At 67.2% G+C, this 12,983-nt stretch carries 14 protein-coding genes; 9 read left to right on the plus strand and 5 right to left on the minus strand.

Features of this window, described 5'->3' with window-relative positions:
• Positions 1-81 precede the first annotated feature (81 nt).
• Complete coding sequence (locus tag F1654_RS09910; RefSeq protein ID WP_150023347.1) at positions 82-999, plus strand: hydrogen peroxide-inducible genes activator; 918 nt, start codon at positions 82-84, stop codon at positions 997-999.
• Between the two features lie 68 nt (positions 1,000-1,067).
• Positions 1,068-1,880 carry an SDR family NAD(P)-dependent oxidoreductase gene (locus F1654_RS09915; protein ID WP_150023348.1) on the plus strand — a complete coding sequence of 271 codons (813 nt, stop codon included), beginning with the start codon at positions 1,068-1,070 and terminating at the stop codon, positions 1,878-1,880.
• A gap of 4 nt (positions 1,881-1,884) precedes the next feature.
• On the opposite strand, the gene rsmD is transcribed toward F1654_RS09915, so the two are convergent.
• Positions 1,885-2,445 (minus strand): 16S rRNA (guanine(966)-N(2))-methyltransferase RsmD, encoded by a 561-nt coding sequence (gene rsmD / locus F1654_RS09920; protein ID WP_150023349.1) that lies wholly within the window; start codon positions 2,443-2,445, stop codon positions 1,885-1,887.
• Complete coding sequence (locus F1654_RS09925) at positions 2,420-3,304, minus strand: pseudouridine synthase (RefSeq protein WP_150023350.1); 885 nt, start codon at positions 3,302-3,304, stop codon at positions 2,420-2,422. Before F1654_RS09925 ends, rsmD begins: the two co-directional genes overlap by 26 nt.
• Positions 3,305-3,345: 41 nt before the next feature.
• On the opposite strand from F1654_RS09925, the gene tadA reads away from it, so the two are divergent.
• The 3 genes from tadA (at position 3,346) to rfbA (ending at position 5,894) form a co-directional block, all read left to right on the plus strand.
• Positions 3,346-3,819, plus strand: a complete 474-nt coding sequence (gene tadA, locus F1654_RS09930; protein WP_233205223.1) for a tRNA adenosine(34) deaminase TadA — start codon at positions 3,346-3,348, stop codon at positions 3,817-3,819.
• Between the two features lie 75 nt (positions 3,820-3,894).
• Positions 3,895-5,007, plus strand: coding sequence for a dTDP-glucose 4,6-dehydratase (gene rfbB / locus F1654_RS09935; RefSeq protein WP_233205224.1), 1,113 nt, complete (start codon positions 3,895-3,897; stop codon positions 5,005-5,007).
• On the plus strand, positions 5,004-5,894 hold the full coding sequence (gene rfbA, locus F1654_RS09940; RefSeq protein WP_150023351.1) for a glucose-1-phosphate thymidylyltransferase RfbA: 891 nt from the start codon (positions 5,004-5,006) through the stop codon (positions 5,892-5,894). The genes rfbB and rfbA overlap by 4 nt, the downstream gene beginning before the upstream one ends.
• 3 nt (positions 5,895-5,897) lie before the next feature.
• Here the strand turns inward: rfbA and F1654_RS09945 are convergent, their stop codons facing one another.
• From F1654_RS09945 to F1654_RS09955, 3 genes are all read right to left on the minus strand, one after another.
• The gene (locus tag F1654_RS09945; protein ID WP_150023352.1) at positions 5,898-7,187 is read right to left on the minus strand and encodes a polyhydroxyalkanoate depolymerase; all 1,290 of its coding nucleotides are present in this window, start codon (positions 7,185-7,187) and stop codon (positions 5,898-5,900) included.
• 55 nt (positions 7,188-7,242) lie between these two features.
• Positions 7,243-7,902, minus strand: a complete 660-nt coding sequence (locus tag F1654_RS09950; protein WP_150023353.1) for an SCO family protein — start codon at positions 7,900-7,902, stop codon at positions 7,243-7,245.
• A gap of 120 nt (positions 7,903-8,022) precedes the next feature.
• Entirely contained in the window at positions 8,023-8,532 is a 510-nt protein-coding gene (locus tag F1654_RS09955) for a PadR family transcriptional regulator (protein ID WP_199200530.1), read from the minus strand.
• A gap of 100 nt (positions 8,533-8,632) precedes the next feature.
• Between F1654_RS09955 and F1654_RS09960 the strand changes: the two genes are divergently transcribed.
• From F1654_RS09960 to F1654_RS09975, 4 genes are all read left to right on the plus strand, one after another.
• Positions 8,633-9,901, plus strand: a complete 1,269-nt coding sequence (locus F1654_RS09960) for a retropepsin-like aspartic protease family protein (protein ID WP_150023355.1) — start codon at positions 8,633-8,635, stop codon at positions 9,899-9,901.
• 111 nt (positions 9,902-10,012) lie between these two features.
• Positions 10,013-11,350, plus strand: a complete 1,338-nt coding sequence (locus tag F1654_RS09965) for an ActS/PrrB/RegB family redox-sensitive histidine kinase (RefSeq protein ID WP_150023356.1) — start codon at positions 10,013-10,015, stop codon at positions 11,348-11,350.
• A 116-nt stretch (positions 11,351-11,466) separates the two neighbouring features.
• On the plus strand, positions 11,467-12,012 hold the full coding sequence (locus F1654_RS09970; RefSeq protein WP_150023357.1) for an ActR/PrrA/RegA family redox response regulator transcription factor: 546 nt from the start codon (positions 11,467-11,469) through the stop codon (positions 12,010-12,012).
• Positions 12,013-12,335: 323 nt separating this feature from the next.
• Positions 12,336-12,695 carry a hypothetical protein gene (locus tag F1654_RS09975; RefSeq protein ID WP_150023358.1) on the plus strand — a complete coding sequence of 120 codons (360 nt, stop codon included), beginning with the start codon at positions 12,336-12,338 and terminating at the stop codon, positions 12,693-12,695.
• The last annotated feature ends 288 nt before the right edge of the window (positions 12,696-12,983 follow it).

Raw genomic sequence — 12,983 nt, forward strand, 5'->3', positions numbered from 1 at the left:
CAATCGCCACGTACATGCAGTGCGCTGCGTCTTAGTTCAAATCATTTGTATCTTTGGCGGCTATAGCCTAACCCTATGGTCATGAGCACGCTTCTGCCCACACTCCGGCAATTGAGATTTCTCGTCGCGCTGGCCGATGCCGGCACGTTTTCGCGCGCCGCCGAGGCCTGTCACGTCACCCAGCCGAGCCTGTCCGCCGCCATCAAGGAGCTTGAAGGCATTCTGGGCGCCGTACTGGTGGAGCGCAGCGCGCGCGGCGCGGCGCTGACCCCGGCGGGAGAGGCGGCGGTGACGCGCGCGCGCGTGGTGCTGACCGAGGCTGAAGACCTGGTCCACGCCGCCCGCGCCGCCGGCCAGCCCTTGAGCGGGCCGTTCCGCCTGGGGGTGATCCCCACCATTGCGCCTTTCCTCCTGCCGCGCGCCTTGCCCGATCTGCGCACGCGCTTTCCCGAACTGGAATTATTCCTGCGCGAGGATCTCACCCACCGCCTGGTGGACGCCTTGCGCGAGCGGCGCCTGGACGCGGCGGTCATCGCCCTGCCCTATGAGGCCGACGGGCTGGAGGCCCAGGTGCTGATGGCCGACGAATTCCTGTTCGCCGCCCCGCCCGGTCATCCGCTGGCCGACGCCGATCCGCTGCGTCCGGACATGCTGGGCGATACCCCGCTCCTGCTGCTGGAGGACGGCCATTGCCTGCGTGATCATGCGCTGGCGGTGTGTGCGGTCAGTTCTGAACGCCGCGGCGCGGGCCGGTCGGATTTCGCCGCCACCAGCCTGCACACCCTGGTGCAAATGGTCAGAAGCGGGCTGGGCGCCACCCTCCTGCCGCGCCTGGCGGTGGAGGCGGGACTGGCCGACCAGCTGGATCTGGCCATCCGCGCCTTCGACCCGCCGGTGGCGGGCCGCGAGATCGGCATGGTCTGGCGCAAGGGCTCGGCCCGCGCCGACGAGACCCGCACGCTGGCCGACGTCATGCGCGCGAGCCTTCTGCCCGCCTGAGCGGCTGGACAAGCGCGCCGTGTGCGCACACCCTTGCCCTGCAACATGATTTCGCCAAGGAGACCCCCATGGCCCGCCGTCTCGCCCTGATCACCGGCGCTTCCTCCGGCATCGGCGCCGCCTTCGCGCGCGAATACGCCCGTCAGGGCTGGGACGTGGCGCTGGTCGCCCGCCGCGAGGACAAGCTGAAGGAACTCGCCAGCGAGCTGGAAGAAAAGCACGGCGCGAAAACGCTGGTGATCGCCGCCGATCTGGCCGACCCCGGCGCGCCCCAGGCCATTGTGGACAAGGTGGCCAAGGCCGGACGCCAGATCGACGCCCTGGTCAATAACGCCGGCGCCGGCCAGCCGGGCCATTTCTGCGATACCGAATGGGCCGATCAGGCGCGCTTTCTGGAGCTGATGGTCACAAGTTATCTCAAACTCATGCACCTCACCGCCCCGGGCATGGCGCAGCGCGGTTTCGGGCGCATCATCAATATCTCGTCGGTTTCCGCCCTGGTCCCCACCGCCAAGGCGCATACGCGCTATTCGGGTACGATATATCCGGGCATCAAATCGCTGCTGATCAAGGCGTCCGAGGCGCTGGGCGCGGAGCTGCGCGATCAGGGCGTCCACGTCACCGTCGTGGCGCCGGGTTATACCTGGTCGGAGTTTCACGACGTCAACGGCGCGCGCGAGACCGTGAACAATGTGCCCGATTACTGGATGCTCAAAGCCGAGGACGTGGCGGCCGCAGGCTATGACGCGGTGGAGCGTGGCGTGCCGCTGCGCGTGCCCGGCGCCTTCTACAAATTCATGACCGCCCTGGCCCGCATCCTGCCCGACCCGCTGGCGCGCGCCCTGATGGCCCGTCAGGAAAAGACGATAGAGGGCAAGTAGGGCGTCAGCCCCGCCGCACGAACCAGAACTTCGCCGCGCCTGCGTCTTGCGTATCCAGTACATCCCAGCCTGAGAGGTCTGGCGTTTCCTCCGCGCCCGTCTCCAGCACCGCCAGCGCGCCCGGCGCCAGCCAGCCGCCCTCATGGAGCCTTTGGAGCGCGCGCTCGCCCAGACCCTTGCCATAGGGCGGATCGAGAAAGGCGAGCGCGAACGGCGCGCCGACCTTTTCCGGCTTGAGCCCCAGATGCGCCGCATCGCCCTTGTGCAGCTTGGTGATTCCGAAAGCCTGGAGGGCTTCCACATTGGTGCGGATCGCCCCGCGCGCCCCCGGATCGGTCTCCACGAACAACACGAAAGACGCCCCGCGCGACAGCGCCTCGAAGCCCAGCGCGCCGGAGCCCGCAAACACGTCAATCACCCGCGCGCCAGCGATGTCCGGCGCCCAGGGGGCGTGGGCGAGCTTGTTGAACAGGGCCTCGCGCGCCCGGTCGGCGGTGGGGCGTGTGGTCATGCCGCGCGGGGCGGCCAGGGGGCGGCCCTTATGGACGCCGGCGACGATCCGCATGGGACGGCCCCTTGCGTTCGCGGCGCTGGGCGCGGCCCGGGCCGCGCACGCCATCGGGTTGGGCCGGGGCGGACGCCGCGCCGGCTTTCAGCGGATGGCCGTCGGCGCCCAGCGGATAGAGCTTGCCCATCTGCTCACGCAGCACGCTCAGGCGCACCTCCTCCACCGCGCCGGGCGCCAGCGCGCCCAGCTGGAACGGGCCATAGGCGGTGCGCAACAGCCGGTTCACATTCAGCCCCACATGGGCGAGCACTTTGCGGACCTCGCGGTTCTTGCCTTCCTTGATGCCGACCGTGAGCCAGACATTGGCGCCGGTGCGCCGGTCCACCGCCACATCCACCGGGCCGTAGGCGACGCCCTCCACGGTCACCCCGCCCGCCAGCTTGGCCAGAGCGGCCTCGTCGGCGTCCCCGAACGCGCGCACCCGGTAGCGCCGCGTCCAGGCGGTGGCGGGCAATTCCAGCACCCGGGCCAGCTCGCCATCATTGGTCAGCAGCATCAGGCCTTCGGAATTGAGATCGAGCCGGCCCACCGAGATCACCCGGCCCAGCTCCGGCGGCAGTTTGGAGAACACCGTCTCGCGCCCTTGCGGATCGGCATGGGTGGTCACCAGCCCGGCGGGCTTGTGATAGCGCCACAGGCGCGTGGGCGGGCGCGGCCCCACCAGCTTGCCGTCCACGGTGATGAGATCATCGGCCGTGACCTTGAAGGCAGGCGTGTCGAGCACCTTGCCATTGACCGCCACCCGGCCTTCTGTGATCAGGCGCTCGGCCTCGCGCCGCGAGGCCACGCCTGCATGGGCCAGCGCCTTGGCGATGCGCTCGCCTGGTCCGGCATCCTTGTCTTCAGTCCCGCTCAAGGCTTTACGGCGCTCCCGGCCAAGGGTAAGGCGCGCAGGCTATGACCTGCGCGCGTGATGATGAGTTTATGGGACGGGCGCTGGCCCGGGCGCAAGCCGCGGCTGCGGCGGGCGAGACCCCGGTGGGCGCCGTGATCGTCGATCCGGCCTCTGGCGAGATCATCGCCGAGGCCGGCAATGCGCCTATTGGCGACATCGATCCCACCGGCCACGCCGAGATCCGCGCCCTGCGCCAGGCGGCGGCGAAGCGGGGCAATTACCGGCTGACCGGGTTGACGCTCTATGTGACGCTGGAGCCCTGCGCCATGTGCGCGGGCGCCATCAGCCATGCGCGCATCGGGCGGCTGGTCTATGGCGCAGACGATCCCAAAGGCGGGGCGGTGGCCCACGGCCCGCAATTCTTCACCCAGCCCACCTGCCACTGGCGCCCGGAGGTCACTGGCGGCGTGCGCGCGCAAGAATCCTCAGCCCTGCTCAAAAACTTCTTCCGCGCCCGCCGGGGAAACGCGGGTTGAGAGGTTCAGGCGAGCTGCCCTGCAGGCGACAAAACCCGTTCCACTGTCGCGGCGTGTCGCGCTAAGACTGCAGTCATGACGCAGGCGGCGCGCCCTATCATCACGCTGGTCACTGGCGGGCTTGGCTTTATCGGGTCGGCGCTGGTGCGCCGGCTGATCGAGCACACCGGTGGCACGGTGGTGGTGCTGGACGCTGAGACCTACGCCGCCAGCCCCGAGGCGGTGGCCATGTGCAAGCCCACCGGGCGCTATCATCTGGAAAAGGGCGATATCCGCGACGCAGGCCGGGTTCGGGCTGTGTTCGAGGCCTGGCGCCCGGACCGGGTGGTGCATCTGGCCGCCGAGACCCATGTGGACCGCTCGATTGATGGCCCGGGCGCCTTCATCGAGACCAATATCACCGGCGCCTATGTGCTGCTGCAGGCCGCCCGCGCCCATCTGGACACGCTGGACACGGCGGCGCGCGCGAGTTTTCGCTTCCTGCACGTCTCAACCGACGAGGTATACGGATCGCTGGGCCCCAACGATCCGGCCTTCTCCGAAACCACGCGCTATGACCCGCGCTCGCCCTATGCGGCGTCCAAGGCGGCGTCCGACCATCTGGCGCGGGCCTGGGGCGAGACGTTCGGCCTGCCGGTGATGATCTCCAACTGCTCGAACAATTACGGCCCCTGGCAACACCCGGAAAAACTCATCCCCCACATGATCGCCCGGGCCATCAGCGGCCAGTCTTTGCCGGTCTATGGCGATGGCTCGAATGTGCGCGACTGGCTGCATGTGGACGATCACGCCCGCGCCCTGCATCTGATCCTGGAGCGCGGCCGGGCGGGCGATACGTTCAATATTGGCGGCGGCGCCGAGCGCACCAATCTTCAGGTCGTCCACGCCCTGTGCGCGGCGCTGGATGCGCGCTTTCCGGAGGCTGCGCCCCATAGCGATCTCATCGCCTTCGTCGCCGACCGGCCCGGCCATGATTTCCGCTACGCCATGGATCACTCAAAGCTCACCGCCGCCCTGGGCTGGACGCCGGTGCATGATTTCGAGGACGCCCTCAAGGGCGTGCTTGACTGGTATCTCGAACATGAGGACTGGTGGCGGCGCGTGCTCGCCCGCAGCGGCGGGGCGCAGCGGCGCGGGCTGGGCGCACAGACCGGTCCGGCCGCGTCAGGGGAGGACGCCAGCACATGAAGGGCATTATTCTGGCCGGCGGCGCAGGCTCGCGCCTGCATCCGGTCACGCTGGCGGTCTCCAAACAGCTCCTGCCGGTCTATGACAAGCCTATGGTGTATTACCCGCTCTCCCTGCTGATGCTGGCGGGGGTGCGCGAGATCCTGGTGATCACCACGCCGCGCGACGCGGGCGCGTTCAAGGCGCTGCTGGGCGACGGCTCGCGCTTTGGCGTGTCCCTGACCTACGCCGTCCAGAACAAGCCCGATGGCATCGCCCAGGCCTTTATCATCGGGCGCGAGTTCATCGGGAATGACCCGGTGGCGCTGGTGCTGGGCGACAACATCCTCTACGGCCACGCGCTGAAAGATATTCTCTCGGGCGCAGCATCCCGCCCGCGCGGCGCCACCGTCTTCGGCTATCAGGTGGCCGATCCGGGCCGTTATGGCGTGATCGCCTTCGATGCGGAGGGGCGGCCCGTCTCGATCGAGGAAAAGCCCAAAAAGCCCAAATCCAACTACGCCGTGATCGGGCTCTATCTCTATGACAATGACGTGGTGGAGATCGCCGCAGGGCTCGCCCCGTCCGCGCGCGGCGAGCTGGAGATCACCGATGTGAACCGCGCCTATCTGGCGCGCGGCGACCTGCATGTAGAGCGCTTCGGGCGCGGCTATGCCTGGTTTGACGCCGGCACTCACGGCTCGCTGCTGGACGCATCCAATTTCGTGGCCAGCCTCACCGACCGTCAGGGCGTGTCCATCTGCGCGCCCGAGGAAATCGCCTGGCGCCAGAACTGGCTCACCGACGCCCAGCTCGCCGCCTCTGCCCGCGCCATCGGCCGCAGCGGCTATGGCGCCTATCTCAGCGGCCTGATCAAGGCCGGGCGGGACGCCGGCAACGGGGGGTAGGGGTCAGGCCGCCTTCCCCTTGCGCGCCTTCACGCCATCGCGCGCGTGCTGCGCCATAAACGCCTTCATTTTCGGGGCGATCTGTTCGCGGAAGCGGCGGCCGTTGAACACGCCGTAATGGCCCACCTCGGGCTGGACGTGGTCAAGGCGCAGGGCGGCGGGCAGATTGGCGCACAGCGTGTGGGCGGCCTGGGTCTGGCCGATGCCGGAAATGTCGTCGTTCTCGCCCTCCACCGTCATCAGGGCGATGTCGGTGATGGCTTCGGGGCGCACGGGGCGGCCCTTCACGGTCATGGTCCCGCGCGCGAGTTTGTGTTCCTGGAACACGTCGCGGATGGTCTGGAGGTAGAATTCCTCGGTCAGGTCCATCACGGCGAGATATTCGTCATAGAAGGCGCGGTGCTTGTCGGCGCTGTCGCCATCGCCGTCCACCAGCTGCTGGAAGAAGCGGTAATGAGCGTCCACATGGCGCTCGTAATTCATGTTGATGAAGCCGGTGAGCTGCAGGAAGCCGGGATAGACCCGGCGCAGCGCGCCCGGATAGAGCACCGGTACGGTCTGGATCAGATTGTCCCGGAACCAGGCATAGGGGCGCTCCTCGGCCAGTTTGTTGGGCACGGTGGGCGATTTGCGCGCATCGATGGGCGAGCCCATGAAGGTCATGGAGGCCGGGCGCAGCGGATCGTCATCCTCGGCCATCAGGGCGCAGGCCGCCAGCGTCGGCGGGCCGGGCTGGCACACGGCAACCACATGCACGCCCGCGCCGATGGCGCTGATCATCTCGCGCACATAGGCGACATAGTCATCCAGATCGAACCGGCCTTCGGACAGCGAGACCATGCGCGCATCGGCCCAGTCGGTGATGTACACGTCGGCATCGGGGATGAAGGCCTCCACCGTGCCGCGCAGCAAGGTGGCGTAATGGCCCGACAGGGGCGCCACCAGCAGCACTTTGGGATCCTTGATCTCAGCCGGCTTGATCCCCCGCGCCGCGGCAAGCGCCGCCTCGTCACGGGCAAAGCGGGTGAGCGCACAGAAGGGTTTTTTCCATACTGTCTCGATCTCGACGGGAATGGTCTGGCCGTTCACCTCCAGCGGCTCCAGCGCCCAGGCCGGCTTGCCATACTGGCGCGTCAGGCTTTCAAACAGGTCCGCCGAGGCGGCCATGGCGCGCCCGGCCAGGGTCTCGCCGGCCGGATTGAGCGGATTGCGCAGGGTGCGCCGCGTAACATTGGCCGCCGCGCGCCAGGGCAGCATGGCCGCGCGCGACATTTCCAGAAACGAATAGAGCATGGCCGCTACGGCCTCCGGTGCGCGCCCCTCTGGGGGCGCTTGTGTTCAGATCAGATTATGACGGGGATGTCTCAAGAAAGGCTTGCAGGCGTGCGGCGATGACCGCCGGCGCCGTCCCGTGCGGGAACAGCTCCACGAACCGCCCCTCGCGGTCCATGAGGTAAAGGATGGAGCTGTGATCGACGGTATAGTCCGATGACACGCCGTCATCCTCCACCCGGGCGAAGAAGACTCTGTAAGCACGCGCAGCATTGCGTACCTGTTCAAGGCTTCCCGTCAAGCCCACAAGTCCTTCAGGGAAGGCCGGGGCGGTGACGTATTGGGCGAGCAGCTCGGGCGTGTCGCGCTCGGGGTCCACGCTGATCAGTATGGGCTGGATATGGGCGCGCTCGGCCTCGCTGAGCTGGTCCATGGCCGCGCCCATCACCTGCAGCGAGGCCGGGCACACATCCGGGCAATAGGTGAAACCGAAATAGATCAACATGGCCCGCCCGGCGAAATCGGCGTCGGTGACCGTCTCGCCATGGTGATTGACCAGGGTGAAGGACCCGCCGATCTGGGCTTCGCCGCTCACGCGCACCGGCGACGGGCGGGGCGTCCCGTCCCCGCCCTGTCCGGGCAGGGCGGAGAGCAGCAGGGCGATGCCGGCGGCGGTGGCCAGCACGGTGGCGATCACCGGGATCAGCCAGACGGGGCGGTTTTTCAGATCGATCATGTCATGTCCTCGCCTGTCAGCTTCAGGCCTGCGGCTTGCGGTCCGCTTGGCGCGTTGCGCCCTGTTACATGGCCCGCAGCCCGCGCCCTGTCGAGCCGGACCGGCGCCCTGGCCGCCCCGCTAGGGCTCTGAGCCGCCCTCTTCAACGATGGCCCGCGCCCAACCGGAAAGGGCGGTGTAGAGGGCGACGGCCATCGCACGCGCATCCTCGCGCACGGGACCGGGCTGCCCGGCTTTCTGGCGGGCCGTGCGTTCGATAACGCGCAGCTGTTCCTGAAAGAAGGCCAGGTCCTGGCGCGCCCGTGCGATCCGGGACTGCGGATCGGTCTGGTCAAGAAAACAGGCTTTCAAAACAGGCTCATATCGCAAGGTGTAGTCGCTGGGGGCGGCCAGCCATGCGCCCAGCTCCGCGCGTCCGGCATCGGTCGCGGCATAGGTCCGGCTGCCGCGCGCGCCCTCGGCCACGATCTCGGCCAGCCCCTCGTCCTTGAGCTGGCGCAAGACCCGGTAGACCTCGTTCTGAGGGGCCGGCCAGATCACCGAATGGCCCGCATCAAACTCACGCAGCAGCTCGAATCCGGTGGATGGCTTTTGTGCGATTATGCCCAGTATGGCGTGACGCAAGGTCATGGCGGCGGCCGGCTCCATTGATGAATGCGTTGCATCCTTGCCGGATTCCCGATGCTTTTCTATCTTGTCACATGTGAAAACTCACATGTGAGATGTTGATATGTTGAGAGTGCTGTGTGCGGCGGCCTGTCTGGTGCTCGTCCAAGGGGCGGACGCCGGGGCCCGGTCTGGCCCCCAGGGGGCTGATTTCGAGACGGTGATCGCCAGCGGGGATCCGGCGGTCTACGCGCAAGCGATCGCCAGCGATGCGTATTCCGGCCCACAGGCTGATCTCCTGCGCGGCGCGCTGGCCGCCATGCTCAACCGGGACGGCGAGGCCGAGACGCGGCTGGCTGCCCTCAAGCGTGATGAAACGCTCGCGCCATCCTTGCGCCGGGAGGCGTCCCTGACGCTGGCCGGGGTGCGCCTGCGGGCCGGGGATTATGCCGCATCAGTCATCGCCTACGACGCCGCTGAGGCCGCCTCAGGAGAAGCGCTGGAGCCGGGCCAGCGTCAGGCGCGTGATCTGGCCGCCGCCCTGCGTGACGAACCGGCCATGACCCGCGAGGCGTTGATCCCCGGTTCGGTCAGCATGCGCCGGGACAGGGCCGGCCTGCCCCGCGCGCGCGTGCAGGTGAACGGACGGCGTCAGGATATGGTGATTGATACCGGCGCGGCCTTCTCCACTGTCACCGAAAGCACCGCAGAGCGGCTGGGCGTGCGGATGCTGGACTCCGATATCTCGGTCGGCTCCTCGGTGGAAGAGTCTGTGCCGGGCCGGCTGGGTGTCGCCAACCAGCTCGATTTTGGCGGAGTGATCTTCCACAATGTTGTTTTCATTGTGCTTCCGGATGAGGCGCTGAGTTTTGCCGGCGGGGCGTACCGCATCCCGGCGATCCTCGGCCTGCCCGTGCTGGCGCGACTGGAGCGGCTGCGCATAACGCCGGATGGACGGCGTGAAACCCTCGATTTCGAGCTCTCCACAGGCGGCGGGCCGCCGCCCAACATGGTGATGGAGGGTTTGCGCCCGGTGTTGCTGGCCCGCGTGGAGGCAAGCGAAGGCCGGTTGCGTCTGATGATCGATACCGGCGCGCGCGCCACGCTTCTGTACCTTTCAGCGGGTGAAGCCATTCCCGGGCTTCTGCACGGCGTTGAGGCCTCGCCCACGCGCCTGGGCGGAGCTGGCGGGGTCAGGGTCGATGAAGACGCCATGAGCCTTCCCCGGCTCACGCTTCTGGTCGCAGACCAGAGCGTCACGCTGGAGGATGTGCGCATGCTGAGCCACCAGCAATCGGGCCTGCACGGCCTGCTCGGGCAGGACGTGCTGCGCGCCCGCTCGGGCTATCTCATCGACTTCACCGCCATGCGCCTGGAGCTGCTCGACGGCTGACGCCCTTATCTCCATGGCCAGCCTGCGGCTTCCGGTCCGCTTGACGCGCGCTGCGCCGTCGCGCTTGCTGGCGGCGCCTGACACGCTCGCCATCAAGGATCACCCAAGCCCATGAATGCAGTCCCGACGGCGCCCGCCGCCCGTCCGCCCGGTCCGGACGACTGGCTTGACGGGGTTGATCTGGCCCCGGTCTTCGGCCGGGTGCGCCTGCGCACGCTGATCTTCCTGCGCTGGCTGGCGGTGGCGGGGCAGACCGCCACCGTGCTGGGCGTGCATTACGGGCTCGGCTTTGACCTGCCGCTGGCCGCCTGCCTCGCCCTGATCGCGGCCAGCGCCGGGCTCAACGCCGTGCTGCCGGTCTTTGTCTCCACCCAGCGCCTGGCGCGCGACGGCGAAGCCTTCGCCCAGCTGGCCTGGGACATGGTGCAATTGATGGCCCTGCTGGCGCTGACCGGGGGGCTGGCCAATCCGTTCGCGGTGATGATCGTGGGGCCTGTGGTGATCTCGGTGGCCGCCCTGCCCGCGCGCTGGTGGCTGGCGCTGGGCGCGGTGGCCATTACCGGCGCTGCGGTGATCGGGGTGTGGCATATGCCCATGCCCTGGCTTCCCGGCGAGGTTTTCGCCCTGCCCAGCCTGTATCTGGCCGCCACGGGCCTGGCGCTGGCCATCGCCATCGCGTTCACCGCCGTCTATGCCTGGCGCGTGGCCGCCGAGGCCCGGCGCATGGGCGCGGCGCTGGCGGCCACCCAGAGCGTGCTGGCGCGTGAGCAGCGCCTGTCTGCGCTGGGCGCGCTGGCGGCGGCCGCCGCCCACGAGCTGGGCACGCCGCTGGCCACCATCCAGCTCACCGCCAAGGAGATGCTGCGCGCCGCCGAGGACCCGCTGTTGAAAGAAGACGCCGAGCTTCTGGTGTCCCAGGCCCGGCGCTGCCGGGAAATCCTGCAGCGCCTGTCCCAGATGAAGGAGCCCGGCGACCGCATGCATGACCGGCTGGGCCTGGCCGAGGCCATGGAAGAGGCCGCTGCGCCCCTGCGCGGGGTGGGCGCGCCGGTGAGCGTGCAGCTGGACCCGCCGCCGGGCGAGCCCGGCGCGCCGGTCCTGCAGCGGCGGGCGGAAATCCTCTATGCGCTGGGCAATTTCATCGAGAACGCAGTGGATTTCGCCAATGCGCGCGTCACCCTCACCGGCGCCTGGGATGCGCGCCAGGTGCGTTTCATCGTGGCCGATGACGGGCCGGGCTTTCCGCCGGACATCCTGGCCAAGCTGGGCGAGCCTTATGTCACAACCCGCCAGGCCGAGCCCGGCCATGGCGGGCTGGGCCTGGGCGTGTTCATCGCCATGACCCTGGTGGAGCGGGTGGGCGGCGTTGTGGCCCTGTCCAACGCGCCCGGCGGCGGTGCGCGGGTGGAGATCGCCCTGCCGCGCGCCGGGCTGGAAGCATCCGCCTAGGCCCGGGCCGGGGGGATATGCCGCAAGGGGGTGCGGCGTTTTGGCCAAAAGGCTTCGAAAACCGCGCGGCATCGTCTAACTATCCGGCAAACCCGCCCTGCGCCGGAGGCCTGCCCATGAGCGATCCTGAACTGCCCGAGGACAAGACCCTGCTCATCGTTGATGACGACGCGCCCTTCCTCAACCGGCTGGGCCGGGCCATGACCGCGCGCGGCTTCGAGGTCACCGCCGTATCCAGCGTCGCCGAAGCCATGGCCCAGGCGCGCAGCGCGCCGCCCGCCTTCGCGGTGGTGGATCTGCGCCTGGACGATGGCGACGGGCTGGACGTGGTGCGCACGCTCTACGCCTCGCGCCCCGATTGCCGGGTGGTGATGCTCACCGGCTACGGCAATATCGCCACCGCGGTAGCGGCGGTGAAATCGGGCGCCATCGATTATCTGTCCAAGCCAGCCGATGCGGACGATGTGGTCAAGGCCCTGCTCGCCTCGCCCGACGCCAAGCCCGAACCGCCCGACAATCCCATGAGCGCCGACCGGGTGCGCTGGGAGCATATCCAGCGCGTGTTCGAGCTGTGCGACCACAATGTCTCCGAAACCGCCCGCCGCCTGAACATGCACCGCCGCACCCTGCAGCGCATCCTGGCCAAGCGCGCGCCGCGCTAGGGCTGTGCGACAGCCCGCCGGCGAGCGTGGGGTGAGAGTTTTCGTGAAAAACGCCCCGGGACGGTTCTTATCACTATTATCACCATCCTCCTTCTGCGCCCGTCCGGTCCGCTGATGCGGGGATGATAGACGCCTCCGCTTGCGGGGCGCGGCGCGCGGGTCGCGATGAGCCATGGGCGGGAGTTTAGCCCGGGGTGGGGCAGGGGCGGATAATCCGAAGCACAATCTTAGAAATTTAAATCGCCTCTTGACGCGAGTAATTTTCCCTCCTTAGGATTTCTAATGTGATGCATAGGGTGTCACTCCAAACCGGAGGAATAGAGATGCTGCGTGAGTTGAATTTGGATGAGGTGGGTTTGGTTGCCGGAGGTTTCAGATTCGGCGAAGATGATAATGGAGGTTCTAAACCTGAACCCGAAAAGGAGAGCGAATCGGTTGACGACAATCCCTGGTGGAACGATAATGATGACATTATTCTTGGATCACTGATTGGCGGAGTTATTGGAGCCGCTGTATGCTCTCCGCCCCCTATAACCAAAGCCGCCCCTTACTGTGCTATGGCAGGAGCTGCTGCAGGGGGATATATAGCAAATAGAGATCTAAGCGGTGATGGGCCCGCCTCCGAAGCAGAGCTCGCCGATACCGCGAATCGTGCGCGGCTCGGCGCTGGCTTTGGGCCATAAATAAAAACTCTCTGCGCAAGCAATTTAAATTGCCTAAATGGGTTTTGATGCATGCGTAGATTCATGTGCCGAATTTAATTGATGAACCAATGCCTAACACTTTCGAGGTGTCGGGCGTTGGTTCATTCTATAATTTCTACATATTTTAAATTTTCCTTTGACTCGACTGGCTGGGAATTAAGCCTTAAAATTGCTCCTAAAGATTCGTGGAGGATTTATGGCGATCGCCATTTTGATATTTTCATTCACTGCTCTCATGGCTGGCGTCTTTCTGGCGATCCGCGGCGG

The sequence above is a fragment of the Alkalicaulis satelles genome, from assembly GCF_008630495.1.
In the GTDB taxonomy this organism is placed as follows: domain Bacteria; phylum Pseudomonadota; class Alphaproteobacteria; order Caulobacterales; family Maricaulaceae; genus Oceanicaulis; species Oceanicaulis satelles.

Coding starts and splice junctions, on each gene's coding strand:
- F1654_RS09975 (WP_150023358.1), top strand. CDS start 12,336: ATGCTGCGTGAGTTGAATTTGGATGAGGTGGGTTTGGTTGCCGGAGGT.
- F1654_RS09950 (WP_150023353.1), bottom strand. CDS start 7,902: ATGATCGATCTGAAAAACCGCCCCGTCTGGCTGATCCCGGTGATCGCC.
- F1654_RS09910 (WP_150023347.1), top strand. CDS start 82: ATGAGCACGCTTCTGCCCACACTCCGGCAATTGAGATTTCTCGTCGCG.
- F1654_RS09915 (WP_150023348.1), top strand. CDS start 1,068: ATGGCCCGCCGTCTCGCCCTGATCACCGGCGCTTCCTCCGGCATCGGC.
- F1654_RS09970 (WP_150023357.1), top strand. CDS start 11,467: ATGAGCGATCCTGAACTGCCCGAGGACAAGACCCTGCTCATCGTTGAT.
- F1654_RS09955 (WP_199200530.1), bottom strand. CDS start 8,532: ATGACCTTGCGTCACGCCATACTGGGCATAATCGCACAAAAGCCATCC.
- F1654_RS09965 (WP_150023356.1), top strand. CDS start 10,013: ATGAATGCAGTCCCGACGGCGCCCGCCGCCCGTCCGCCCGGTCCGGAC.
- tadA (WP_233205223.1), top strand. CDS start 3,346: ATGACCTGCGCGCGTGATGATGAGTTTATGGGACGGGCGCTGGCCCGG.
- rfbB (WP_233205224.1), top strand. CDS start 3,895: ATGACGCAGGCGGCGCGCCCTATCATCACGCTGGTCACTGGCGGGCTT.
- rsmD (WP_150023349.1), bottom strand. CDS start 2,445: ATGCGGATCGTCGCCGGCGTCCATAAGGGCCGCCCCCTGGCCGCCCCG.
- F1654_RS09945 (WP_150023352.1), bottom strand. CDS start 7,187: ATGCTCTATTCGTTTCTGGAAATGTCGCGCGCGGCCATGCTGCCCTGG.
- rfbA (WP_150023351.1), top strand. CDS start 5,004: ATGAAGGGCATTATTCTGGCCGGCGGCGCAGGCTCGCGCCTGCATCCG.
- F1654_RS09960 (WP_150023355.1), top strand. CDS start 8,633: ATGTTGAGAGTGCTGTGTGCGGCGGCCTGTCTGGTGCTCGTCCAAGGG.